Source organism: Brucella sp. H1_1004, assembly GCF_047308065.1.
In the GTDB taxonomy this organism is placed as follows: domain Bacteria; phylum Pseudomonadota; class Alphaproteobacteria; order Rhizobiales; family Rhizobiaceae; genus Brucella; species Brucella pseudogrignonensis_B.
In genome coordinates, this window is the sequence record NZ_JAYKZA010000002.1 from 657,429 (window position 1) to 682,521 (window position 25,093).

Below are 25,093 nucleotides of genomic sequence, written 5' to 3' on the forward strand. Positions count from 1 at the left end.
AAGCCCCCCAAAAATATGCTAGTATGGCGAACGCAAAATTCGTATCATTTTGAAGCAGTTCTCTGAGCGAATTTCGGGTTCGAAGCCATACTCGTAAACTTGTGAATCCCGTGTGGTTTACGGATTTGTAGCATACCCATTCAAAATTAAAAAAAGTGAGTTTCTTGGAGTCCAATGAATTTTCTATCCATCTTGTTTTCCCGTTTGACCGCGACAGGTCTTTTCTCTCTCTGCACTCTATCACTCGTCGTTTCTCTCAATGCTCCCTCTGTGGCAATGACTGCGCTCGAAAAAGCGCAGCTTGAGAAGCTTGATCCTTCAACACGTCTTGAGCAGCGCTGTGATGTCGAGGCAATGGAACAGATCAGCCGTGATGTGCGAAAGTTATCGGTCGATAAGGTGCTGGCTTATGCCTTTTCTGATCCGCTCACCGGTAAAAACACTATCAAGGCCGATGGTGCAGCCTTCCGCAGTGGCGAGCATTGGTACAAGCTCGCATTTGTCTGCAAGACTGCTGATGATCATATCAGCATCACGTCGTTCGATTATGAAATCGGCGACGAAGTTCCACAGGATCAATGGGACAAGCATTACCTCGTCCCCTGATAAGATTTATTCTTCACTATTGTCTGCGCGGCAGGCTGCAAGTATCGTCACTTCCTTCGCTGAATCATCAGCTTCAAGATGCGTTAAAACAGCCTTTCCGTCTTTTTCATTCCAGCGATAGCTGTCCTGTTCATCCATAGCGACATATTTTTTCAATGCATCGTGCCATTGCAGTGCAACCATTTTTCCCTCGGCATCGAGCACTGCAAAGGCTGGCTCTTCACCGGCATGGATATAGGTGACCGGAACGACGACACCGCGTTCACAAATATAGTCAGTTCTAAAAACTGAATCACGGCTGATCGTTTGGGCCAAAACGGGTCCGGCGGTCAGAAAAGCCGCACAGAATGCGATGATCATGTGTTGAATTTTACGTTTCATGATGACCTCTGCTGTCATGTGAGTTTTATGCCAGTCGCATTGTAATATGGCGATATTTTATTGTGGTTTAAGAAAGCCGTTTCACGGTTAAGCGCACAAGTACCGAAAACCAATAAAATTAAAATTTTCAATATTCTAATGGAACCGAAATCACGGTCGCCCGTTGTAAGTCTGCTGGTCGTTAGATCGGCAGGGGCCCGGAAGAAATTTGCCCCCGCAATCCCAATCCGGGTCCCACTTTTTCAAGGTTGTAGTTCGATTTAAGAACACATTTCTCTTTCTTCATTCTATAAATGTTTCTTACCTCCACCCCCAACTATCGGGATGGATGGTTGGAAATTTATTCCTTACAGTCTAGTTTGATCGCTCAGAAATTTCGTACTGCGTTTGAATAACAGAATCCTTGTGGCATCCTGTGAGCCATGACCTCTGATATTCTTTGCGGAATGAAACGCGCAGAGGTGGACCTGAACATGTCGAGGAAAATATCGAAATTTTCATTCGCGCTTGCAGCTTTTGTTGCGACCGCAGCGCTTGCCGGTGGGATTCAGGCAAGCCAAGCTGACCAGACATTGCTCAATGTGTCCTATGATCCAACACGAGAGCTCTATAAGGATTACAACGCAGCCTTTGCCAAGCATTGGAAAGACGAGACTGGTGAGACGGTCACCATTCGCGCTTCGCATGGCGGATCGGGCAAGCAGGCGCGTTCAGTTATTGATGGTGTGAAGGCGGACGTCGTCACACTGGCACTGGAAAGCGACATTGACGCCATCGTCGAGCATTCCGGCAAGATCGACAAGGATTGGCGCAAGCGCCTTCCAGACAATTCATCGCCTTATACGTCCACGATTGTTTTCCTTGTGCGCAAAGGCAATCCAAAAGGCCTCAAGGATTGGGGTGATCTGGTCAAGGATGGCGTAGAAGTTATCACGCCAAATCCGAAGACGTCCGGCGGTGCCCGCTGGAATTATCTTGCGGCATGGGCATGGGCGCATAAAGAATATGGCGGCGATGAAGCCAAGATAAAGGAATATATCGGCGAACTGTTCCGTCATGTGCCGGTGCTTGATACGGGCGCACGCGGTTCCACCACGACCTTTGTGCAGCGTCAGTTGGGTGATGTGCTTCTGGCCTGGGAAAACGAAGCCTATCTTTCCGTCGCCGAATTTGGTGACGACGCCTTTGACATCGTCGTGCCCCCGCAATCGATTTTAGCAGAACCACCCGTGGCACTCGTTGACAAGAATGCTGATGCGAACGGGACGCGCAAGGTTGCAGAAGCTTATCTCGAATATCTCTATTCGCCGGAAGGCCAGGCGTTGGCTTCCAAGCATTTTTATCGCCCATCCAAGCCCGATGTTGTTCCTGCTGACCAGAAGCGTGAATTCCCGCAGTTGCAGCTTGTGACGATTGATGATCCAATCTTTGGCGGATGGGCTAAGGCGCAGCCCTATCATTTTGGTGACGGCGGAACATTCGATCAGATTTATAAGCCAGCAAAATAGGCAAGGTCAGTACGACCAATAAAAGGGAACATAACAATGTCTTCTCACCCTGCACCGGTCAGAGCAGGGTGGCATTTTAGAAAACCGAGCGTCATTCCGGGCTTTGGACTGACTCTCGGTTTTAGTGTCGCCTATTTGACTCTGCTTATTCTTATTCCGCTGGCAGCTTTGGTGCTGCGTTCCACTGATGTGGGCTTTGCAGGATTTTGGAAGATCGTGACGGATGCACGCACGGTGGCGGCGCTTGAAACAAGCTTCGGCACTGCTTTTATCGCAGCGCTGGTCAATGTGGTCTTTGGTGTCATTCTTGCATGGGTGCTGGTGCGCTATCGTTTTCCGGGGCGTCGGTTCATCGATGCGATTGTCGATATTCCCTTTGCACTCCCCACAGCCGTCGCTGGTATCGCGCTGGCATCCATTTATGCGCCCAATGGCTGGATTGGCAGTCTGCTTGCGCCGTTTAATATAAAAATCGCCTTCTCGCGCGCTGGCATCGTCGTGGCACTGATCTTTATCGGTCTGCCATTCGTGGTACGCACTGTGCAGCCGATCATGGAAGAAATCAGCCGGGAGGTTGAAGAAGCGGCGGCCACTTTGGGCGCATCGCGCTTTCAGACCATCTGGCGCGTGCTGTTACCAAGCCTTCAACCGGCTATTCTCACAGGCTTCGCACTGGCTTTTGCGCGTGGTGTTGGTGAATATGGTTCCGTCATTTTCATTGCCGGCAACACGCCTTATGTCTCCGAAATTGCCCCGCTCCTGATTGTGATCCGGCTGGAGGAATATGATTACGCGGGCGCAACCGCACTCGCGACTGTCATGCTGGCGCTGTCATTTGCCATGTTGCTGTTCATCAATCTGATCCAGTCGTGGACAAGAAAGAAGTACGGCTATGGCGTCTAACTCTTCCACGCGCAGCGCTGTGACCGAAAGTTTGCCGACGCGCATCATTCTCATCGGCATAGCCCTTCTGTTTCTTGCGCTTTTTCTGATCCTCCCAGTCATTGCTGTCTTTGTAGAGGCTTTCCGCAAAGGCACCGGCGAATATCTGGCGGCATTGGTTGAACCGGATGCAATTGCTGCGATTAAACTTACACTTCTGGTCGCCGTGATCTCCGTGCCGGTCAATCTGGTTTTTGGTGTCGCTGCTGCCTGGGCGATTGCCAAATTTGAGTTCAAGGGCAAGGCGCTTCTGACGACGTTGATTGATCTGCCATTCTCGATTTCGCCGGTGATTTCCGGTCTTGTTTTTGTGCTGCTTTTCGCGAGCCATGGCCTGATCGGCCCCTGGCTTGAAAGCCACAATATACAAATTCTTTTTGCCGTCCCCGGAATTGTTCTGGCAACCTTGTTTGTAACGTTTCCCTTTGTGGCACGCGAACTGATCCCGCTTATGCAGGAACAGGGCAGCGGTGATGAAGAAGCGGCTATTTCACTGGGCGCGAATGGCTGGCAGACCTTTCGCTACGTTACCCTGCCCAATATCAAATGGGGCCTTCTCTACGGCGTCCTGCTTTGTAATGCCCGCGCGATGGGCGAGTTTGGGGCGGTTTCCGTTGTATCCGGGCATATTCGCGGTCTGACCAACACCATGCCGCTGCATGTCGAAATTCTCTATAACGAGTATAACTTCGTAGCGGCCTTTGCCGTGGCATCGCTGCTGGCCTTGCTGGCTCTCGTGACACTGGCGGTTAAAGCGTTTCTGGAGTTGCGCTATGGCGATGAACTGGCTGGCAGTAACGGGCATTAACACTTAGATTAGATACAAGAGAATAAGCCGCCCGGTTTTGTTGACCAGTGGCGGTAGGGGAAAGGATCTGGAATGGAAGTTCGTGTCGCCGGTGTGCGTAAAGAGTTTGCTCGCTTTCCGGCATTGCATAATGTTTCGCTTGATATTCGTTCATCCGAGTTGATTGCTTTGCTTGGACCGTCTGGCTCCGGCAAGACAACTTTGCTGCGCCTGATTGCTGGTCTGGAAAAGCCAACTGATGGCGCCATTTATTTTGGTGATGAAGATGCTTCGCACAAAAGCGTGCAGGAGCGGAATGTCGGTTTCGTGTTTCAGCATTATGCGCTGTTTCGCCATATGACGGTTGCCGACAATATCGGCTTTGGCCTTAAGGTTCGTCCAAGCCGCACGCGCCCCGAAAGTGCAGAAATCCGCCGCCGCGCGCTTGAGCTTCTTGATCTCGTGCAGCTCAAAGGCCTCGAAAACCGCTACCCGTCTCAGCTCTCTGGTGGTCAGCGTCAGCGCGTCGCTCTTGCCCGCGCCATGGCGATTGAGCCGAAGGTGTTGTTGCTCGATGAGCCTTTTGGCGCGCTTGATGCGCAGGTGCGCAAAGAGCTGCGCCGCTGGTTGCGCGAAATTCACGACAACACCGGCCACACCACTGTTTTCGTGACGCATGATCAGGACGAAGCCCTTGAGCTGGCCGACCGGGTTGTTGTTATGAGCCAGGGGCGTATCGAGCAGATCGGCACGCCGGATGAGGTCTACGACAATCCGAACTCGCCGTTTGTTTACGGCTTCATAGGCGAATCGAGCACTTTGCCCGTGCGCATTGAGAATGGTGAAGTCTGGCTTGCAGATCGTAATATTGGCCTCAGGGTCGAGAACAAGGCTGACGGCGAAGCACAGCTTTTCTTCCGTCCGCATGAAGTTGAACTGCTTGATGGTTGCGGCGGTTGTATCGCTGGTACTGTGATTGCGAGCCGCAGATCAGGCGGCAAGCGCCGTGTCGAATTGGAAATCGGTGGTGCGCGAGAGCGGGTTGAAATTGAAATCCCTGCCGAACATCCTGCGTCGGAAAAAAGTCGCATCGCCTTTCGTCCACGTTATTGGAAGGTTTTTGGCCGCGAAGACGCTGAAAATGCATCAAATGTACTCAATAAGGCTTCATAAATCTGCCGCGCAGCCGATTTATTCTCTCAAATCATCATCCGCATCCTGAAGGGGGTGCGGATGTTTTTGTATTTGGTACAGTCTTGCTCGTTCTCTAAGCATTGCTAAGAACTTAGACTCTGAGTGGTATTATTTTTATTTTCAGTATGTTAGAGTTGTGGAAACCGCATATTTCATAACGCAACATTACCAATGGGAAAGATTTGTGCGTTGCGATTTAACCGATTTGAATATCAGCACAATCCGTCGTCGTATTTTGGTCAAATGATACAGACATTCAGGGAACCGATTATGGATACTGTCGTTTTCTGAACTGAGCCTAGTATTCACCCGCCGTATTCAACTCATTTCCTCCCGAAAGGCTGTTAAGGCACATGCCGGAATTGTCTTCTTCGCCGTCAAATTCATCCATCGTCGATCGCAAGACTTCGGATCAAATTCCGCCAGAGCAACCTTCTCCTATACGAGCTCTTTATAAAAGCGACGATGAGCTGCGCGAACTCGCTGCATCTGTCGCGCGGGGGGATGAGCTGCCATTGCCCGGCTATCAGTCCTTCGAATTTGATGAGCGCTTGTCCGAAAACGGCAAGCTTATATTGCATGCCTATCGTTCGTCGGATGCGGCATCGCGCGCAGGCGAAACCATCACTCCGGCGGCACAATGGCTGCTCGATAACCACTATCAGGTGGATAAGACGGCGCAGCAAACCCGACGCGATTTGCCCCGTAAGTTTATCCGGCAGTTGCCGACCTATGCCGCACAGAAAAATATGCCGCGCATTTTTGCGCTCGCTTGGCTTTATGTCGCGCATACAGACAGTAATTTTTCGCTCAAATCGCTGACAGCGCTTGTGCAGGGGTTCCAGACGGTCGAGCCGCTCAAGATTGGTGAATTGTGGGCACTGCCATCGGCTGTGCGCTATTTCCTGATTGAGAATGTGCGCCGTTTGGCGCTGCGTGTTGATCGCGCACGCAATATGCGCAATCTCGCCAACACCGCAGCTGACCGCATTGTAACTGCTTCCGACGCGTCGGAACTGGAGACGGTTCTTGCGCAATATTCGCAGGCCGCCCGCGATAGCACTTTTGCTACGCATCTGCTTTATCGTCTGCGCAGCGCTTCCACCGATACTTCCGCTGCTTCCCTATGGCTTGAGCGCATCCTCGAGCAGGAAGGCAGCAACGCCGAAGATGCGATTGTCGAAGAACATGCCCGCCAGTCCACTGGCGGCGTCACGATGGGCAATGCGATCACAAGCCTCAAGCGCATTGACGATATTGACTGGGAAACATGGTTTGAAACAGTCAACGAAGTCGATGCGATCCTGCGTGATCATAGCGATTTCGAACTGCTCGATTTCCGCTCGCGCAATGCCTATCGTGTAACGATTGAAAAGCTCGCTCGCTATTCGAACATGAGCGAAATCGACATCACCTGGGCAGCGCTCAAACTGGCGGAGCAGAGCAAGGTCGATGACGACCAGCCCGAAGGCAAAGGCTCTATCGCCTATTATCTGTCTGGAGATGGCCGCGAAGAACTTGAAAAAATTTGCGGCTATAAAGCGCCTTTCGGTACCAAAGCTCTTCGTTTTTATCGCGGTCTTGGCTTGCTGGGTCTGTTTGTGCCGACTGCGATCTTCACCGTTATCATTCTGGGAATCGTACATTACTGCATGATGAAGGCTGGCCTTTCGGCTGATCTGCGTACGCTTTTCACCCTGCTTGCACTGTTCCCGGCGATGGATGCCTCCTACTCGCTGTTCAACGCGCTTGTGCCGCGCTTCGTGGCACCGACGCGCCTTATCGGGTTTGAATATAAGGAAGGTCTGCCTGCCGAGGCGCGTACGCTCGTTGCCGTGCCGACTCTGATCACATCGCGTGATTCCATTGACGAGCAGATCCGCAATCTGGAAGTCCATTATCTGACCAATCCGCGTGGTGAGATTTATTTCGCCCTGGTGAGTGACTGGACAGATGCGAAGCAGGAAATCACGCCTGCCGACATGGAAATCTATGAATATGCGCGTGAAGAAATCGCCAAGCTCAACGAGCACTACACTGGCGATGATCAGCCGCGCTTCTTCCTCCTTCACCGGCGCCGCCTTTACAATGAGAAGCAGGGCTGCTGGATGGGCTGGGAGCGCAAGCGTGGCAAACTGCATGAGCTGAACCTTTTGCTGCGTGGCGATCAGGATACAAGCTATTTCCCAGCTGATGCACGTCTGCCAAAAGACATCAAATATGTGATGACGCTTGATGCTGATACGCGTCTGACACCGGAATCGGTCACTCATCTGGTCGGCAAGCTCAGCCATCCGCTGAATCGCCCGGTTTTCGATGAGAAAACTGGCCGCGTGGTTCGCGGTTATGGTATTTTGCAGCCGCGCGTTACGCCATCACTCACGACCGGCGATGAAGCCTCGTTCCTCCAGCGCGTTTTTTCCGTCAATCGCGGTATCGACCCTTACGTCTTTGCCGTTTCGGATACGTATCAGGATCTGCTTGGCGAAGGCACTTTCACGGGTAAGGGTCTCTACGACATCGATGCTTTTGAAAGAGCGCTGAAAAATCGCGTTCCTGAAAATACACTTCTCAGCCATGACCTTCTCGAGGGCGGCTACGCCCGTGCGGCCCTTGTCAGCGACGTCGAAGTCGTTGAAGATTATCCGACTGGATATAATGTTGATGTTTCGCGCCACCATCGCTGGGCGCGTGGCGACTGGCAGCTTTTGCCGTGGCTGTTTTCGACACGTCGGGCTGTGAGCAACGTTACACGCTGGAAAATGATCGACAATCTGCGTCGTTCGCTCTCCCCTATTATGTGGTTGCTTGCATCGGTCGTCGGTTGGACCATTCTGCCGATCGGTGTCGCCGCTGTCTGGCAGGCATTTTTGATCCTCAGCATGTTTGTGGCGCCAACTTTGGGCATCGTCACCAACCTTATTCCGTCGAATATGGATTATTCGCTGAAAGGGCATGCGCAATCAGTCCTGACAGATATTGCGCTCGGGACAGCAGATGTTGCACTGCGGACCACCTTTATAGCCCATTCGGCATTTTTGATGGCTGACGCCATTGCACGCACGATCTATCGTCTTTTCGTCTCGCATCGCGATCTGCTGGAATGGAAAACGGCAGCGCAGGCGAAATCGTCGCCGGATACGTTGCTCTATTATTTCCAGCTCATGTGGCCTGCTATGGTCATTGCGGCTATCGCGCTTTTCATTCCGCTCGGTGCCGAAAGTCATGCAGCGCTTATCGCAGCGCCGTTTGCTGTTATCTGGTTTGCCTCGCCCCTGATTGCCTGGCTGGTCAGCCGTTCTGCGAAGCCGCAGGATACGCTCGAAGTTCTCTCCTCCGACAAGGCTGATCTGCGCCGCTATGCGCGTCGCACATGGCGCTATTTCGCTGAATTCGCCAATGAGGAAAACAACCATCTGCCGCCGGATAACTTCCAGGAGGACCCGGCACCGATTGTGGCACAGCGCACATCGCCCACCAATATTGGCGTCTATGTTCTCTCGGTGATCGCTGCACGCGATTTCGGCTGGATCGGCTTTGACGAAACGCTTGAGCGCATCGAAAAGACTGTCACCACGCTTGAAAAGATGGAGAAATATCAGGGCCATCTCTACAACTGGTATGAAACAAATACGCTGACACCGATGCGTCCGCTCTATGTTTCTGCGGTTGATAGTGGCAATTTGGCTGGCCATCTTGTGACCCTTTCTTCGGCACTCGAAGAATGGGCGGAAGCGCCAAGCGTCTATGTGCAAGGCGATCTCGACGGCATTCTCGATGTGAATGACGTTCTTGAGGAAGCCATCGCACAGATTCCAGATGATCGCCGTATCCTGCGTCCGCTTCGTCGTCGTCTGGAAGAGCGGATTGCCAATTTCCGTCGCGCCGTTCGCACCATCAAAGAAGAGCCGGAAACCGCATCTTTCCGCACGATCAATCTGTCGCTTTTTGCGACCGATATTGTGCGCCTGATGGAAGAGCTCGACGGTGAGATTGAAACACCGGCAAGCGCTGAAGCCCGAGAATGGGCCAATATTCTCGTCGATACCTGCAAGGCGCACACGGACGATTCCGTTGGCGAACACAACACAGACGATCTGCGCGAACGTCTGCGCAATCTGGCAGGACGTTCGCGTCAGCTGGCATTCGACATGCAATTCGGCTTCCTTGAACGCAAGGAGCGTCGTCTTCTGTCCATCGGTTTCCGCGTACAGGAAAACGAACTGGACGAAAGCTGCTACGATCTTCTGGCTTCCGAAGCGCGTCTTGCAAGCCTGTTCGCCATCGCCAAGGGCGATGTTCCGGTTGAGCATTGGTTCAAACTCGGTCGCCTTCTGGTGCCCGTGGGCTGGAAAGGGGCTCTGCTCTCCTGGTCTGGCTCGATGTTTGAATATCTGATGCCACCGCTGGTCATGTCCGAGCCGCTTGGTTCGCTGCTTGATCAGACCAACAAGCTCGTGGTGCAGCGCCAGATCGATTATGCCACCTCGCGTGGTCTGCCATGGGGTATCTCGGAGGCTGCCTTTAATGCGCGTGACGCGCATATGAATTACCAGTATTCCAACTTTGGCGTGCCGAATCTCGGCCTCCAGCGTGGCCTGTCGCGCAATGCCGTTATCGCGCCTTATGCAAGCTTGCTTGCCGCGCAGTATCAGCCAGCCGCAGCCGTCGCGAACTTGAAGCGTCTGGCAAAGCTCGGTGCGCTGGGTCGCTATGGCTTCCACGATTCGGTAGACTTCACCCCATCGCGTGTGCGCGAAGGTGAAACCTGCGCGGTCGTGAAGAACTACTATGCTCACCACCACGGCATGTCGATTATCGCAGTCAACAACGTGATTTTCGAAGGCCGTATGCGTGAGCGTTTCCACTCCGACCCGGTGATCGAAGCAGCAGAACTGCTGTTGCAGGAAAAAGCACCGCGCGAAATCCCGATGATCTACGCCAAAACGGAAAATCCGATGCATGTGGATTCGGGTGGCTTTGATGATGCCCCAATGCGGATCATTGATGAGCCATTCAAGGCACCGCGCACCACACATATGATGTCGAATGGCCAATATGCGCTCATGGTCACGGCCAATGGTTCCGGCTATAGCCGCTGGCACAATTGGGATATCACGCGTTTCTATGCCGATGCATCGGAAGATCTGCAAGGCAGCTTCCTGTTCCTGCGCGATATGGAAAGCGGCTACTGGTGGTCGGCGACCGGTGAACCAGTCCGCAACCCGGACGAAGAAACCAAGACTGTCTTCACCGAAGATAAGGCAGAGTTCTACAAGACCGCCGGTGACATCAAGACAGTTGTGGAAGTGATTGTCTCATCGCAATCCGATGGTGAAGGCCGCAGGCTCGACATCATCAACACGTCGGCGCGTGATCGCGTGATTGAAGTGACGTCCTATTCTGAACTGGTGCTGACCGACAGCGACAGCGATGCCGCTCACCCGGCATTTGCCAAGATGTTCGTTGAAACGGAAATCGCAGATAATGGCTCGACCATCTATGCGAAGCGTCGCAAACGTGCACCGTCCGACCCGGATATTCATGTCGCACATTTCGTTACAGATCTGTCCGGCTCAGTCCGTGAAACGGAGGTCGAAACCGACCGCCGTGCTTTCATCGGGCGTGGCCGTTCGCTGCGCGATGCGAGCGCCTTTGATGAAGGTGCAAAGTTCACTGGAAGTCAGGGTTGCGTGCTCGATCCGATTGCATCTGTACGCACGCGTGTCCGCGTTCCTGCGCATAAGAAGGTCAGTCTGGTTTTCTGGACATTTGCGGGCGGTAGCCGCGATGCGGTGGAACATGCTGTTGCAACCCACCGTCATCCGGAAACTTTCGTTCGCGAATATTCGCTGTCATGGACGAGTTCGCAGGTGCAGCTCTACCATATCGGCATCAAGCCAGCGGAAGCAGCCGACTATCAGAAGGTTGCGGCCTATCTGCTCTATCCGGAGCGGACCATGCGTCAGCCGCCGGAAACCATCGCTGCGGGTCTTGGCAAACAGTCAGACCTCTGGCCGATGTCCATCTCGGGTGATTATCCGATTTTTGCACTGCGCATCGATAATGAAGCCGATCTCGACGTATTTCGTGGCGTCTTGCGCGCCCAGGAATACTGGCGCAGCAAGGGCCTCACGGTAGACGTTGTGGCGGTGAATGAACGCGCCTTCTCCTATGCGCAGGATACGCAACGCGCGATTGACTGGATCATCGAGGGCTTCCGCGCCCGTGGTGGTGGTCAGCCACATATTTTTGCTGTCCGTCGCGATCAGATGAGCGAGGAGAGCTATAATACGCTGCTTGCTTCCGCGCGTATCGTGATGCACGCCCAGAACGGCTCGCTTGCAGAACAGTTGCGCCGCAGTGAAGAACTGACCGTCGATCTGGCTGCGCGCGGCGATAGCAAGACTCCTGCCGTGCAGCAGGGGCTTGGCGCTGCCGGTCTTGCACCGGCGACAATCGAACGTGGCACCGAAGAACGCCGTCTGATTGCCAAGCCAAAGCCTGTTGTGCGTCCGGCACCAACCGGCGATGATCTCCAGTTCTGGAATGGGTACGGTGGTTTTGCACAGGATGGCAGCTATGTTGTGCGGATCAACAATCGCACGACCACGCCACATCCTTGGATCAACGTGATTGCCAATCCGAACTTTGGCTTCCATGTCTCGGCAGAAGGTGCTGCCTTCACTTGGGCAGGTAACAGCCGCGATTATCAGCTTACCCCTTGGGCGAATGATCCGGTCACAAATCGTCCGGGCGAAGCGATCTATATTCTCGACCGCGAAACCGGACGTAGCTTTGCGCCAACAGCAAGTGTGCTCCGTGATGAGGCCGTGACCTATGAAGCGCGTCACAGCCATGGCTACAGCACATTTGCTGCCCAGCATGGCGAACTGGCACTCGAACTCACCCATATTGTCGATGCTGAAAAGCCTGTGCGGCTTTCCCGTCTCACAATCACCAATAAGGGCCGTTCCAAGCGCAAGCTGCGTGCCTATGGCTATGTCGAATGGGTGCTGGGCAATGCCCGCGCCAAGAATGTGCCGTTCATCGTGCCTTCGCAGGATGAAGAACTGGGCGCACTCTTTGCAGGCAATCCATATCACCCGGACAAGTCTGGTCAGGTGGCTTTCTTTGCTGCGAGCGAAAAGCCACAATCGGTGACGGCTGATCGTGGCGAGTTTATCGGCTCGACCGGCTCGGTTGATCGTCCTGAAATCGTGCTGGCTGGCAAGACATTGTCCAACACGGTTGAAGCTGGTCGCGATCCGTGTGCGGCTCTGGCTATTGACGTAGAAGTGGGACCGGGTGAAAGCCGTGAAGTGGTGTTCCTGCTTGGTAATGCTGCCGATCAGCAGCAGGCAAAGGCGCTTGTCGCAGAAAGCCGCATGGCATCGTTTGAAGAAAAACTTGATGAGGCACGCAAACATTGGGAAGGCTTGTTCAATCGCGTACAGGTCAAGACACCCGATCCGGCATTTGATCTCTTGATCAATGGCTGGTTGCCCTATCAGGCGATTGCCTGCCGTATCAGGGCTCGTGCAGCCTTCTATCAGGCCAGTGGTGCCTTTGGCTTCCGTGACCAGTTGCAGGATACGCTGTCGCTCCTGCTAATTGATCCTTCACTGGCTCGTGCGCAGATCCTTAATGCTGCTTCGCGTCAGTTCCCGGAAGGTGACGTGCAGCATTGGTGGCTGCCAGCAACGGGTGCCGGTGTTCGCACGCTGATCTCGGATGATGTGGTCTGGCTTGGTTATGGCACGTCGCTTTACGTGCAAACAACTGGCGATCATGCGATCCTTGACGAAAAGCTGGCGTTCCTGAAAGGCCGCTTGCTTGAAGAGGGTGAACATGACGCGTTCTTTGAGCCGGAAATTTCTGATCAAACCGTGAGCCTCTATGAGCATTGCGCGCTGGCGCTTGATCTTGCGATCAAACGCACTGGCAAGCATGGTCTGCCATTGATGCTCGGCGGCGACTGGAACGACGGCATGAATCTTGTTGGCGTGAAGGGCGAGGGCGAAAGCGTGTGGCTCGGCTGGTTCCTTGCTTACACATTGCGTCAGTTCATCCCGATTGCTGAATCCCGCAAGGATTCCCGCGCGAGAGCATGGGCTGACCATCTCGAAAGCCTGACCAAAGCGCTTGATCGCGATGGCTGGGATGGCGAATGGTATCGCCGTGGCTTCTTCGACAATGGTTCTCCACTTGGTTCAAAAGACAGCGACGAATGCCAGATTGATGCCATTGCGCAGTCGTGGAGTGTACTGTCTGGCGTTGCCGATCCATCGCGTTCCGAGCAGGCCATGGCTTCGCTGGAAAAATACCTGCTCGATGATCAGGGTGAATTGCTGCGTCTCTTCACGCCGCCATTCGATAAAACAGTTCAGGAACCGGGTTACATCAAGGGCTATCCGCCGGGCGTTCGCGAAAATGGCGGTCAATATACCCATGGTGCAACATGGGCCATTCTTGCACTCGCCCGTATGGGCAAGGCCAAGGAAGCATGGCGCTTGTTCTCGATGATCAGCCCGGTCAGCCACGGCCGCAATCCGGATGTCTATCGCGTTGAGCCTTACGTGATTGCAGCCGATATTTACTCCGTCGAGCCGCGTCGCGGACAGGGTGGCTGGACCTGGTACACGGGTTCCGCTGGCTGGTTCTATCGTGTGGCAACGGAAGGCATTCTTGGTGTGACCAAGCGCGGTGATCGTCTGCATCTTGATCCGGCCTTGCCGCCGGAGTGGGATGGCTATGAAGCAGAACTTCGCTTCGGCGCAGCGCTCTATCGTGTGAAGGTCGTTGTGGGTGGCGAAGAGAAGGGGATCAAGCTCAATGGTCTTAAGCTGGCCAATAGTGCCGACGGTGTGCCGATCAAGCCTGACGGTGAACACGACATCATAGTAGAGCTTCCCAAATCTGAATGAAGCATTTAAAAAGGCGGGTGAAAACCCGCCTTTCTTTCTGGCTGTAATCGCTTTGGGGGATTATAGCCCATGCTCATGCAATGGAGGCCGCCATGGCCAAAACCGATATCGCGCGGCGCGTCTTTAACCACGCATGGAAGCTCGACCCGATTGTTCGCAGTCTGCTGGATACAGATTTCTACAAACTTCTGATGCTGCAGATGATCTGGGGGCTTTACCCCAAGGTGGACGCGACCTTCTCGCTGATCAATCGCACGACCTCTGTGCGCCTCGCAGACGAGATTGACGAAGGCGAGTTGCGCGCGCAGCTTGATCATGCGCGCACGCTTCGCTTTACCAAGAAAGAAATGATCTGGCTGGCGGGTAACAGCTTTTACGGTCGCAAGCAAATTTTCCAGCCCGAGTTTCTTAACTGGCTGCATGATTTCCAACTGCCGGAATATGATCTGCGCCGCAAGGACGGGCAGTATGAGCTGCATTTCCATGGTCCCTGGTCACACACCACCATGTGGGAAATTCCAGCACTCGCCATTATCAACGAACTTCGCTCGCGGGCGGCGATGAAAAACCTTGGGCCATTCTCGCTCGATGTTCTCTATGCGCGCGCTAAAGCCAAAATGTGGAGCAAGGTCGAGCGGCTGCGCGAATTGCCCGATCTCAAAATTTCCGATTTTGGCACCCGTCGCCGTCATTCGTTCCTGTGGCAGCGCTGGTGCGTTGAGGCGCTGAAAGAAGGCATTGGCGACGCCTTCACCGGCACAAGCAATGTGCTTCTTGCGATGGATAATGATTTGGAAGCGCTTGGCACCAATGCGCATGAATTGCCGATGGTGCTGGCAGCGCTTGCTAATACAGATGAAGAACTGCGCACAGCACCTTATCGCGTGTTGCAGGATTGGAACCGCTATTATGGCGGCAATCTTCTCATTGTTTTGCCCGATGCCTTTGGCACGGCTGCTTTCCTGCGCAATGCGCCGGACTGGGTTGCTGACTGGACAGGTTTCCGTCCTGATAGTGCGCCGCCGATTGAAGGTGGTGAACGGATTATCGAATGGTGGAAGTCGCGCGACAAAGACCCACGCGAAAAGCTGCTGATCTTCTCGGATGCGCTCGATGTCGATACGATTGAGGAAACCTATCGCCACTTTGAAGGCCGCGTGCGCATGAGCTTTGGCTGGGGCACCAACCTCACGAATGACTTTGCCGGATGCGCGCCGACAACGATCCATGGCCTTAAGGCCATATCGCTGGTTTGTAAGGTGATCGATGCCAATGGACGCCCGGCGGTCAAGCTTTCGGACAATCCGCAAAAGGCGACCGGCGATCCAAAAGAAGTGGAGCGCTATCTCAAATTCTTTGGTAATGAAGAGCGGGTGGAGCAGCTCGTCAAAGTCTAGAGCGCATCCCGAAAAGTGCGAAGCGGTTTTCGGAACAAGATGCGCTTTAAGACAAACAATTAAAACGCCGATCTGATTTAATCAGATCGGCGTTTTAATGAGCTGTGGTTTTACTATTCCATCAGACGCGCTGTACCCGAAAGGCGGATTGATCCACCACGTTCCAGACCGATATCTGCACGAAGATGACACGGTATTCCCATGTCTTCGCCCTGAAAGACTTCAATGGAGCCACCATGTGGCCAGCCCAGATCGCGTAAATAAGCTGCGAAAGCCGCAGTTGAAGCGCCGGTTGCAGGATCTTCATAGACGCCACCCGAGGCAAATGGATTGCGACTGTGGAAGCGTGTGGGCGTTTCGGCGTTTATCAACAATATGGTTGTCCAGCCCTGACGGCTCATCAGAACGCGGCCGCGCTGCAAATCGTAATGCATGGCGGCAAGCTTTTCGCGTGAGCGCAAAGGCAGAACGATATGGTCGGCTCCGGCATGGATGAGCGCAGGCGGAATGCCCGGCGCAAGATCATCTTTTTCATAATTGAAAAGCGCCAGCGCCTGTTCGATTTCCATATCGGTTGCAGCACGATTACGCGTTCCCGGTGATTGCAGGCTGGCGGCAAACAGCTCGCCTTCCTTGCGACCTTCCACGCTGATTTCGGTATTGTTAAGCTTCAATGCAAAGCGTCCATCACCCTCACGCATTGCAAGTGCTGCACCCAGCGCAATTGTGGCATGGCCGCAGAACGGAATTTCCGTTTCCGGCGCAAAGTAGCGCACGCGAAAGCCTCCGGCTTCCGGCATGGCAAAGGCTGTTTCCGAAAAGCCAACATCCTTTGCAATTTTCTGCATGTCCTCAGCTGAGGGCATCTTCTCAGATATCATAACTCCGGCGGGATTGCCGCCCTGATTGCCCTGCGAGAAGGCAGCTATACGCAAGACGTTCAATGATTGTCCCTCGCTTGAATTCGATTCTCTTTCGCCCTCGTCCAATAGAAGGCGCTAAGTGATTGAGGTCAAGGGCAGGGACGTGTCCGTTCACACGCTAGTTCAATCTTTCATTTCCACCGCCCATGGCGGATTGGCTCCGGCGCGGGAAACCGTAACAGCTGCCGCTCGCACGCCGAGCGCGACGGCGGCATGGATCTGGTCTTCATCAAGACGTGCAACCGCTTCTTTGCTGAGAAGTCCTTGGTGATACAGGCTTGCGAGGATCCCCGCATTGACTGTATCGCCAGCGCCAACCGTATCCACCACATCCACTTTAACGCCGGGCACGCGAACAGTCGCCTTTGCCGTGTAGGCATCTGCACCATGGGGGCCTTTGGTGATGACGATCAGCTTTGGGCCACGTTCGAGCCAGCGGGATGCAATCTCGTCATGGCTGCCTTTTTCGCCAAACCAGTCCAGATCTTCATCGGAGAGCTTCACAATATCGGAAAGGGCAATCATGCGTTTCATGCGGGCAAGATGTTTTTCACGGTCCGCGATAAAGCTGGAGCGGATATTCGGATCCAGGAACATCACGCGGTTCTTGGCTTCCCGCGTCATCAACGCTTCATAGACACTCCCGCATGGCTCTGAAATCAGGCTGATGCAGCCAAAAAGCATGGCTTTGATCGCATCATTCATGGGCGGAATATCGCTTTCGGAGAGCATCCGCAGCGCTGTGTTCTCATCATAAAAGGCATAGCGGGCCTGTCCATCCACCAGTCGCACAAATGCCAGTGTCGTCGGGCGGTCCGAAATGGCGGAATAGGAATAATCGACATTGGAGTGCGCAAGCGTGTCGCGCAGCACATCACCAAAGAAATCTGACGAAAGCCCGGAAAAAAAGCCAGTCGGGACATTCAAACGACCAAGCGCAATAGCCGAATTGAAAACCGATCCACCGGCAAGTGGCAAAAAGGCTGTCTCGCCGGACGTTGTCTCGCGTGGCAGCATGTCAATCAGGGCTTCACCGCAGCATAGGATCATGAGTAAACTCGGCTGTTAAATCGATTGAAGAGTAAGATAAGCACAAAAGCGCGGTGTTATTCAACGCCGCGCTCTGGAAAATTATCACACGTGCTGGCCGCCATTGATATGAATTTCCGAACCCGTCACATAGGATGAAGCTTCGGAGCACAGATAATAGATTGTTTCTGCAACTTCTGAGGTTTTGCCAAGGCGACGCATCGGCAATTGCTCGACAAGCTTTTCCGTTCCGGGAGACAGGATTGCAGTGTCGATTTCGCCGGGTGCAATCGCATTCACTCGAATACCATGCGGGCCGAAATCGGACGCCATTTCGCGGGTGAGCGCGGCAAGTGCTGCCTTTGAGGTGGCATAAGCGGTGCCAGCAAAAGGGTGAACGCGGCTACCGGCAATCGATGTCACGTTGACCACCGAGCCTTGCGCGGATTCCAGTTCCTTGAACAGGCCGCGCGCCAGCATAATGGGCGCCATGAAATTCACCTGAAACACATCACGCCACACGGCCATCGGTGTTTCAATCGAGTTCAGGCGCTTTCCACCCTCTGCCTTTGGTGAAATGCCGGCATTGTTGACAAGCGCATGCAGCTTGCTGCCATTGGCTTCTAACCTGCGGCGGATTTCAGCAATGGCTTTGCCTACGTCTTCCTGATCCGCAAGATCAACCTTGATGTGATCTTCCGGTCCTGCGGGCCATGGACAGTTCTCAGCGAAATCCTGACGCGAACAGGTAATGACGCGCCAGCCAGCGCGTGAAAAACGTTTGACCGTTGCATGACCAATGCCACGGCTTGCCCCTGTCAACACAAGGGTTTTACGATCCAGGTCCGACTTGGGAGTATCAGACCGGGCCGCATCTGTTTGGGAAACTGTAGACATGAAAACCTCACTCTCCATCCTTGAATAGACTAAGCCACTCAGGATTTCGAGCGGATTTCACAGCTATTAGCGCTATCTGCTTCACTTGATCGCGATAAGGGCCGGTATTAACGGCCCTAAGAGAAGATCACTGCGAATTGCCCATGATGATGTCGAGAAGCGTGGTTGAATCACGGTTCTGCTGCGGCTGCCCGCCAACATTTCCTGGAGGCAATGGTGCGCCATTGTCATTGACCGGATAATTGGCCGGTGTGCCGGGCTGCTGACCTTGCTGAACCGTATTACGGGCAGGGGAGTCGGGTGCTGGTGGCCAATAGCCATCATCGCCGTTACCAGCCATTGGCTGCTCACCATAGCCGCCTTGCGGAATCATACCCGGTTCATACGGATTGTTTGGATCGATACCGTCGCTGCCGCCGGGGATGATGTTCTGAATGTCGTAATGGCCGGGAAGCTCGGCAACAGGCACGCCCTTGTGGGCTTCCTTCATGAAGGTTTTCCATGCGGCAACAGGCAATGTCGAGCCGAAGACGCGCTTCATACCCTTGCCGTCATCATTGCCGAACCAGACACCTGTGGTGAGATTGGCGGTGTAGCCGACGAACCATGCATCGCGGAAATTCTGGCTGGTGCCGGTTTTGCCCGCGGCTGGCCAGCCGAAGGCGGCGCGTTTTGCCGTGCCGTCTTCCACTGTCCTGCGGAGCATCGCGTTCATCATGCCGACATTGCGTTCATCAATCACACGCGGACCGATGCCATCCTGTCTTTGATAAAGAACCTTGCCGTCTGAATCGGTGATCCTTGTGATGAAATAGACCGGGGCCCGATAGCCGCCATTAGCGAATGGAACATAGGCATCAGTCAGTTCCAGAAGCGAGACTTCGGATGTGCCCAGTGCGAGCGACGCATTGGGCTCCAGCTTCGACTGAACGCCGAGGCGATGCGCCGTGTCGATCACAGTCTGTGGGCCGACTTCCATCACGAGCTGTGCTGAAACGGAATTAAGCGAGTGGGACAATGCGGTCGCCAGCGTCACCTCACCCATATATTTGCCGTTGTCGTTGCTTGGCGTCCATTTGCCAATCCGCACGGGCGCATCATTGCGTACAGAGTCAGGTGTGCGCCCCTGTTCCAGAGCGGTCAGATAGACAAATGGCTTAAACGATGATGCTGGCTGACGACGCGCATCGGTCACGCGATCAAACTGGCTGGCAGCATAATCATAACCACCAACCAATGCGCGTACTGCACCCGTACCATCGATCGAAACGAGCGCGCCCTGGCTCACATTCATCTTCTTGCCGTTTGCAGTAATTTGATCCTTGATCGCTTCTTCACCAGCACGCTGAAGGTTGAGATCGACAGTTGTTTCAACAGTGATGTCGGTTTTGGTTTCGCCGATAAGAGACGGGATTTCAGCCACAACACGATCGGCAAAATAGTTTTCAGAACCCTGCCAGTAAGAAGCCGCACGTGCTGGTGGCTCGCTTTCCGCAATCGCCACCTGACGATCATCGATCATGCCTTCTTCACGCATGGCACCAAGCACAAGCTTGGCACGAGCGCTTGCTGCTTCCGGGTCGCGTGCGGGCGAGAGACGTGACGGTGCCTTGAGAAGACCGGCAAGGGTTGCCGCTTCCATCAAGTTCACGTCCTTGGCGGACTTTCCGAAATAGCGGCGCGATGCGGCATCAACGCCGTAGGCACCCGACCCGAGATAAACGCGGTTGAGATACATCTCCAGTATCTGCTCTTTGGTGTATTTATGCTCAAGCCAGAGAGCGAGCATCACTTCTTGCACCTTGCGTTCCAGCGTACGGTCCGGTGAAAGGAACAGGTTCTTGGCAAGCTGCTGGGTCAGCGTTGATCCACCCTGCACGGCGCGGCCAGAGGTCACATTGGTCACAATTGCGCGCGCCAGACCAATTGGATCAATACCGAAATGTGACATGAAGCGGCGGTCTTCGATCGCCATGACGGCTTGCGGAATAAAAGGTGACATTTCATGCAGGCCCACTGCCTCACCGCCCGTTGTGCCACGATTGGCAATCAGATTGCCTCCGACATCAACGATACGCACATTTGGCGGACGATCGGGAATGCTCCAATCGGTCGTCGGTGGCATCTTGGCTGCGAAATAGACGAGCATACCGGCGAATGCGATCCCGCCCCAAAGGCCAAGCACCAGGCACCAGTAGAAGGCACGGCGAACGAAGCCAAAAAAGCCGCCGCGCTTTTTTGGCTTGCGGCGTGAACCACGCGGTTCGCGTTTCTCAGACTGCTTGCCGCTGCGCTGCGTTCTGGCCATGCGCTCCTCATCATCGACGCGAAACACGTCTTCTTCCTCTTCCTTTTTCGGCGCATTGCCGAAGGAAGGTTCGATACGTCCGTTTCTACCGTCTCGCGATGCCATATCTGCTTAAATCCACCCGCCTGCATATTTTTATGTTGTTTATCGCCTGAAGTGTAAATGCGGCAGTTTAAAGGGGAGTAAACTCAGCATTCACAAAAAAACAACGTTCCAACAGCGCAAAAAGAAAAGGCCCCGCAAATGCGAGGCCTTTCCAAAAAATGCTCTAATCAGATTAGAACTTGTATGCAACGCCGAGACGAATTTCGTTGGATTTGAACTTGTCACGAACAGTCGCGCTGTCGATTCCATCGCTGAATGTGAAGTCCTTACGACCGTAATCGGTGTAACGGTATTCGAGGCGAACAATTACGTTATCTGTTGCTGCATAATCAACACCTGCACCAGCGGTCCAGCCGGTAAGGGTCTTGCTCTGCGAGCTGCTGAAGGCATCTGCATCGCCAGACGACGAAAGTGTATTCTTAACCTGACCGAAAGCTACACCACCAGCGATGTAAGGCAGGAAGCGATCAACTGCGTAACCAGCGCGGGCACGAACAGCACCCGACCAGCGCAGCTTGCTTTCGAGGCTGTCGGTTACAACGCCATCAGTTTCCGAGTAGCTGTCCTTGAGGTTGTTGTAGGTTACGTCACCGTCGATACCTAGAACAACGCTGTTGCCGAGATCGAAGTTGTAACCAGCATACAGACCACCGAGGAAGCCGTCTGGCTTGATGTTAATTGCACCAAATTCGCCGTCCTGGCTGAAACGCGACTTACCCCAGCCATAGCCAATCTGGCCACCGAGATATGCACCGTTCCATGTGAATGATGGTGCAACAACCACTGGAGCTGGTTCTTCGTAAACGATGGCATCAGCTGCCTGCGCGCCAGTTGCTGCAACAAGAGCTACGGTCGATGCGAGAAGAAGTGACTTGAGCTTCATAATAAACCTCCTCAGGGGAAACGGGAAAATTCAATCTGTTGACCCTAATATAAGCGATCCCTCTTCAAAGTCTGTAGCAAGAAAGACACAGTCAGTTACTAGTCGCAAAAGTTGCGGTTTAGCGTGCGTTTACGCCAAAAAGCTGCTGCCTTTGGTTATCAAAGTATTAAATTTAGGACTTTAGCTGCCGAAGGTGAGGTTGCGAAAGCCATCTCGACGTTTGGTGGCGAGGTATTCTGATTGACGGAAATTACCCTATGTCTAGCGAACTGCACTGTTAGGCGATTTCGCCAGTAGATATTGATTGGGTTTTCACGACGTCATCATCGGCTTCAAACATGTGCGATGCGAGAATATCAATTTCATCGTTTCGCAGGAAGCAAAATACAGTTCGTAATTCTGTGTTAAGTTTCGAGATTTCTGAATCCAAGTGCTCCTTGTTTGGTGGTAAAGCATCTCGGGTAGGGCATTTCGGAAAAATAACACCCACCCTAAGATCACAATCTTACGGTGGGTGTTATTAAACTGGTCGAATAAGTTCGACTTAAAATTTGTATGCAACACCAAGGCGCAATTCATTCGTCTTGAATTCGTTTTTAAATTCGGTATTCGGGAGATAGAAACTATAATTTCCCTTGCCGTAGTCTGTATAGCGGTATTCCAGACGAAGAATGACGTTGTCGGTAGCTGCATAATCTATACCTGCGCCAGCGGTCCAACCTGTGAGGGTTTTGTTCTGGGCAGAATCGATTACAGAAGAACCAATTGCGTTTTTAATTTTTCCGAAAGCGACACCGCCAGCAATATAGGGCATCAAACGATCAATTGCATAACCTGCGCGCGCACGAACGGCTCCTGACAGACGCATACGGCTTTCAAACGTTTCCGTGCCCTGCTTGGTTTCGGCGTTTAGATTATTATAGGTGACATCGCCGTCAATGCCGAGCACAACATTATTGCTCATTTCAAAATTGTAACCTGCATAAAGGCCACCAATAAAACCGCTTGGCTCAACTTTGTAGTAATTGTCCAGTGTAGATTTTGCCCAGCCATAGCCAACCTGGCCACCAATATATGCCCCGCCCCATGAAAATACCGGAGCGCTGATGACAGGAGCTGGCTCATGGTAGTTGATAGCATCAGCTGCATGGGCGCCCATTGCACCAACGAAAATGAAAGTCGATGCCAGAAAGATTGATTTAAGCTTCATGAAAAACCTCATCGGAGCAAAAAGAATAATCAAATACTGTTCTAGTTAGGCGTGTTTCTCGGGTTGTGTCTGTAGCAATAGGGTCACACTTAAAATTAAGTATTAAAAGTTGTATAAAAGACATTATTTTTTCTATTTTAAATTGTATTTCTGTATGGGTCATATCGCAATCCTGCGTCGCCCACCCAAACAGGATGTTCTTGCTGATGCGATTGCGATAAGCAGATGACCACGAAAACGGCGTTTGGAGCAAGAATGCGGGGCACGGACCGGACCTCAATGCGAATCGATTGGGTCGATATAGCCAAGGGAATCTGCATCATTTTTGTTGTCATGATGCATTCTACGCTGGGTGTGGAGAAGGCGGCGGATGCGCAAGGCTGGATGCATTATGTCGTCGCTTTTGCCAAGCCGTTTCGGATGCCGGACTTCTTTCTGATTTCCGGTCTGTTTCTGAGCCTCGTCATCGACCGGCCATGGCGGCGGTATCTCGACCGTAAGGTTGTGCATTTTCTCTATTTCTACATTCTCTGGCTGACGATACAGTTTGCTTTCAAAGCACCGGGCATTGCCAGCGAGGCCGGAATTAGCGGCGTAATGGAAGCCTATCTCATGGCGTTTATTGAACCATTTGGCACGCTTTGGTTCATTTATATTTTGCCGGTTTTCTTTGTTGTGACGCGACTTTTGAAACGCGTGCCAGTCGGCGTGACTTTAGCTATGCTGGCAATTCTGGAAATCCTGCCTATCCATACGGGCTGGGTGATGATCGACGAATTCTGCGCGCGTTTCGTTTACTTCTTTGCAGGCTATGCCTTTGCGAAAGCGATTTTCCGCTTGGCAGACTGGTTGCGTCAACGCCCGCTTGTGGCGGTTGTTGGCCTTCTGATCTGGGGCTTTGTGGAATACAGGCTGGTCTTCATGCCCGTACCGGAAAGTCTTGCAACACTGATTACCCCTGCCGGTGATCTGCTGAATGGACGCGGGGCTGTGAGCGATCTGCCAATTATTGCGCTGGCTCTTGGTTTCGTGGGCGCATTGGCGATCATAGCGATTTCAGCGCTGATTAACCTCATGTCCGATAAAAACTGGCTGCATCGCGGTTTGAGCTGGCTGGGAGCCCATTCAATCGTCGTTTATCTGGCGTTCTTTTTGCCAATGGCGATTGCGCGAACTGTGCTGCTTAAAATTGACATCTTCGATGTCGGGACAGTTTCATTACTAACGACAGCAAGCGGCGTCATTGGGCCGGTTATTCTTTATGGGCTTATTCAATGGAGCGGCTATGGAAAATTCCTGTTTCGCCGTCCCGCATGGGCTTCTATCGAGCGCGAACCGGAAAAGAAAATGGCGGCTGACGCCGCCATTTAATAATTTACGCGTGAGCGAAAATATCCGTTTCAGGCCAGCCCATCAGATCAAGCTCTGAGCGGGTTGGCAGGAATTTGAAACAGGCTTCGGCTTGTTTGGTGCGGCCATCGCGCTCAAGGCGCTGTTCAAAAACTGCCTTGAGGCGGTGCAGATAAAGAACGTCAGATGCCGCATATTCAAGCTGTGCCTGCGACAGAACCTCTGCCGCCCAATCCGATGATTGCTGCTGCTTGGAGATCGAAACCTCAAGTAACTCGCCGCAGATTTCCTTCAGACCGTGGCGATCCGTGTATGTGCGCGTCAGCTTGGATGCGATCTTGGTGCAGAACACCGGCTCCGGCATGGTGCCAAAGGCATGCGCCAAAACCGCAAGATCAAAGCGGCCAAAATGAAAGATTTTGGTTATCGCTTTGTCTTGCAAAAGCTTGACCAGATTAGGCGCTTCTTTCTGGCCAGCTTCAATCTGGATCACGTCTGCGGTGCCGTCGCCGGGCGAAATCTGCACCACGCAAAGCCGGTCGCGATGTGGGTTAAGGCCCAGCGTCTCGGTATCGATTGCAACCGAATCCACCTGATAATGCTCAAGGTTCGGCAGATCGTTTTTGTGAAAACGAATAGTCATTTA

Annotated in this window: 16 protein-coding genes; 8 read left to right on the forward strand and 8 right to left on the reverse strand. The window is 53.1% G+C overall.

The window, feature by feature from the left end; all coding sequences use genetic code 11:
* Positions 1-276 precede the first annotated feature (276 nt).
* Positions 277-606 (forward strand): DUF930 domain-containing protein, encoded by a 330-nt coding sequence (locus tag U2P60_RS10420; RefSeq protein ID WP_413573755.1) that lies wholly within the window; start codon positions 277-279, stop codon positions 604-606.
* A 6-nt stretch (positions 607-612) separates the two neighbouring features.
* On the opposite strand, the gene U2P60_RS10425 is transcribed toward U2P60_RS10420, so the two are convergent.
* Entirely contained in the window at positions 613-987 is a 375-nt protein-coding gene (locus U2P60_RS10425; RefSeq protein WP_413572514.1) for a lysozyme inhibitor, read from the reverse strand.
* Between the two features lie 473 nt (positions 988-1,460).
* Here U2P60_RS10425 and U2P60_RS10430 point away from each other — a divergent pair, with 473 nt between their 5' ends.
* The 6 genes from U2P60_RS10430 to pncB all read left to right on the forward strand — a co-directional run bounded on the left by U2P60_RS10430 (position 1,461) and on the right by pncB (position 15,742).
* Entirely contained in the window at positions 1,461-2,495 is a 1,035-nt protein-coding gene (locus U2P60_RS10430; RefSeq protein WP_413572516.1) for a sulfate ABC transporter substrate-binding protein, read from the forward strand.
* A gap of 36 nt (positions 2,496-2,531) precedes the next feature.
* The gene (cysT, locus tag U2P60_RS10435; protein WP_413572519.1) at positions 2,532-3,398 is read left to right on the forward strand and encodes a sulfate ABC transporter permease subunit CysT; all 867 of its coding nucleotides are present in this window, start codon (positions 2,532-2,534) and stop codon (positions 3,396-3,398) included.
* Positions 3,388-4,245: a sulfate ABC transporter permease subunit CysW gene (cysW, locus tag U2P60_RS10440; RefSeq protein WP_313827753.1), complete on the forward strand. Its 858-nt coding sequence runs from the start codon at positions 3,388-3,390 to the stop codon at positions 4,243-4,245. Before cysT ends, cysW begins: the two co-directional genes overlap by 11 nt.
* A 72-nt stretch (positions 4,246-4,317) precedes the next feature.
* Positions 4,318-5,397 carry a sulfate/molybdate ABC transporter ATP-binding protein gene (locus U2P60_RS10445; protein ID WP_413572521.1) on the forward strand — a complete coding sequence of 360 codons (1,080 nt, stop codon included), beginning with the start codon at positions 4,318-4,320 and terminating at the stop codon, positions 5,395-5,397.
* A 374-nt stretch (positions 5,398-5,771) separates the two neighbouring features.
* A complete protein-coding gene (locus tag U2P60_RS10450) occupies positions 5,772-14,345 on the forward strand; it encodes a GH36-type glycosyl hydrolase domain-containing protein (protein ID WP_413572522.1) in 8,574 nt (2,857 codons plus the stop codon).
* A 92-nt stretch (positions 14,346-14,437) separates the two neighbouring features.
* Entirely contained in the window at positions 14,438-15,742 is a 1,305-nt protein-coding gene (gene pncB / locus U2P60_RS10455; protein ID WP_313827757.1) for a nicotinate phosphoribosyltransferase, read from the forward strand.
* A gap of 113 nt (positions 15,743-15,855) precedes the next feature.
* Here pncB and U2P60_RS10460 read toward each other — a convergent pair whose 3' ends face one another.
* The 6 genes from U2P60_RS10460 to U2P60_RS10485 all read right to left on the reverse strand — a co-directional run bounded on the left by U2P60_RS10460 (position 15,856) and on the right by U2P60_RS10485 (position 23,097).
* Positions 15,856-16,686: a PhzF family phenazine biosynthesis protein gene (locus U2P60_RS10460; RefSeq protein ID WP_413572524.1), complete on the reverse strand. Its 831-nt coding sequence runs from the start codon at positions 16,684-16,686 to the stop codon at positions 15,856-15,858.
* A 102-nt stretch (positions 16,687-16,788) separates the two neighbouring features.
* On the reverse strand, positions 16,789-17,715 hold the full coding sequence (locus U2P60_RS10465; RefSeq protein ID WP_313827759.1) for a carbohydrate kinase: 927 nt from the start codon (positions 17,713-17,715) through the stop codon (positions 16,789-16,791).
* A gap of 84 nt (positions 17,716-17,799) precedes the next feature.
* On the reverse strand, positions 17,800-18,591 hold the full coding sequence (locus U2P60_RS10470; protein ID WP_413572525.1) for an SDR family NAD(P)-dependent oxidoreductase: 792 nt from the start codon (positions 18,589-18,591) through the stop codon (positions 17,800-17,802).
* A 127-nt stretch (positions 18,592-18,718) separates the two neighbouring features.
* Positions 18,719-21,004, reverse strand: a complete 2,286-nt coding sequence (locus U2P60_RS10475) for a transglycosylase domain-containing protein (protein ID WP_413572527.1) — start codon at positions 21,002-21,004, stop codon at positions 18,719-18,721.
* Between the two features lie 172 nt (positions 21,005-21,176).
* Complete coding sequence (locus U2P60_RS10480; protein WP_313827762.1) at positions 21,177-21,887, reverse strand: porin family protein; 711 nt, start codon at positions 21,885-21,887, stop codon at positions 21,177-21,179.
* 544 nt (positions 21,888-22,431) lie between these two features.
* The gene (locus tag U2P60_RS10485; RefSeq protein ID WP_413572528.1) at positions 22,432-23,097 is read right to left on the reverse strand and encodes an outer membrane protein; all 666 of its coding nucleotides are present in this window, start codon (positions 23,095-23,097) and stop codon (positions 22,432-22,434) included.
* Between the two features lie 279 nt (positions 23,098-23,376).
* Here U2P60_RS10485 and U2P60_RS10490 point away from each other — a divergent pair, with 279 nt between their 5' ends.
* Complete coding sequence (locus U2P60_RS10490; protein WP_313827764.1) at positions 23,377-24,468, forward strand: acyltransferase family protein; 1,092 nt, start codon at positions 23,377-23,379, stop codon at positions 24,466-24,468.
* A gap of 4 nt (positions 24,469-24,472) precedes the next feature.
* Here the strand turns inward: U2P60_RS10490 and U2P60_RS10495 are convergent, their stop codons facing one another.
* Positions 24,473-25,090, reverse strand: a complete 618-nt coding sequence (locus U2P60_RS10495; RefSeq protein ID WP_313827765.1) for a ribonuclease D — start codon at positions 25,088-25,090, stop codon at positions 24,473-24,475.
* Positions 25,091-25,093 lie beyond the last annotated feature (3 nt).

Excerpts from the sequence above, each read along its gene's own strand:
- U2P60_RS10430 (WP_413572516.1), top strand. The coding sequence starts at position 1,461 with ATGTCGAGGAAAATATCGAAATTTTCATTCGCGCTTGCAGCTTTTGTT.
- U2P60_RS10480 (WP_313827762.1), bottom strand. The coding sequence starts at position 21,887 with ATGAAGCTCAAGTCACTTCTTCTCGCATCGACCGTAGCTCTTGTTGCA.
- U2P60_RS10470 (WP_413572525.1), bottom strand. The coding sequence starts at position 18,591 with ATGTCTACAGTTTCCCAAACAGATGCGGCCCGGTCTGATACTCCCAAG.
- U2P60_RS10450 (WP_413572522.1), top strand. The coding sequence starts at position 5,772 with ATGCCGGAATTGTCTTCTTCGCCGTCAAATTCATCCATCGTCGATCGC.
- U2P60_RS10490 (WP_313827764.1), top strand. The coding sequence starts at position 23,377 with ATGCGAATCGATTGGGTCGATATAGCCAAGGGAATCTGCATCATTTTT.
- U2P60_RS10475 (WP_413572527.1), bottom strand. The coding sequence starts at position 21,004 with ATGGCATCGCGAGACGGTAGAAACGGACGTATCGAACCTTCCTTCGGC.
- U2P60_RS10485 (WP_413572528.1), bottom strand. The coding sequence starts at position 23,097 with ATGAAGCTTAAATCAATCTTTCTGGCATCGACTTTCATTTTCGTTGGT.
- U2P60_RS10420 (WP_413573755.1), top strand. The coding sequence starts at position 277 with ATGACTGCGCTCGAAAAAGCGCAGCTTGAGAAGCTTGATCCTTCAACA.
- U2P60_RS10495 (WP_313827765.1), bottom strand. The coding sequence starts at position 25,090 with ATGACTATTCGTTTTCACAAAAACGATCTGCCGAACCTTGAGCATTAT.
- U2P60_RS10465 (WP_313827759.1), bottom strand. The coding sequence starts at position 17,715 with ATGATCCTATGCTGCGGTGAAGCCCTGATTGACATGCTGCCACGCGAG.
- U2P60_RS10425 (WP_413572514.1), bottom strand. The coding sequence starts at position 987 with ATGAAACGTAAAATTCAACACATGATCATCGCATTCTGTGCGGCTTTT.
- U2P60_RS10445 (WP_413572521.1), top strand. The coding sequence starts at position 4,318 with ATGGAAGTTCGTGTCGCCGGTGTGCGTAAAGAGTTTGCTCGCTTTCCG.
- cysT (WP_413572519.1), top strand. The coding sequence starts at position 2,532 with ATGTCTTCTCACCCTGCACCGGTCAGAGCAGGGTGGCATTTTAGAAAA.
- pncB (WP_313827757.1), top strand. The coding sequence starts at position 14,438 with ATGGCCAAAACCGATATCGCGCGGCGCGTCTTTAACCACGCATGGAAG.
- cysW (WP_313827753.1), top strand. The coding sequence starts at position 3,388 with ATGGCGTCTAACTCTTCCACGCGCAGCGCTGTGACCGAAAGTTTGCCG.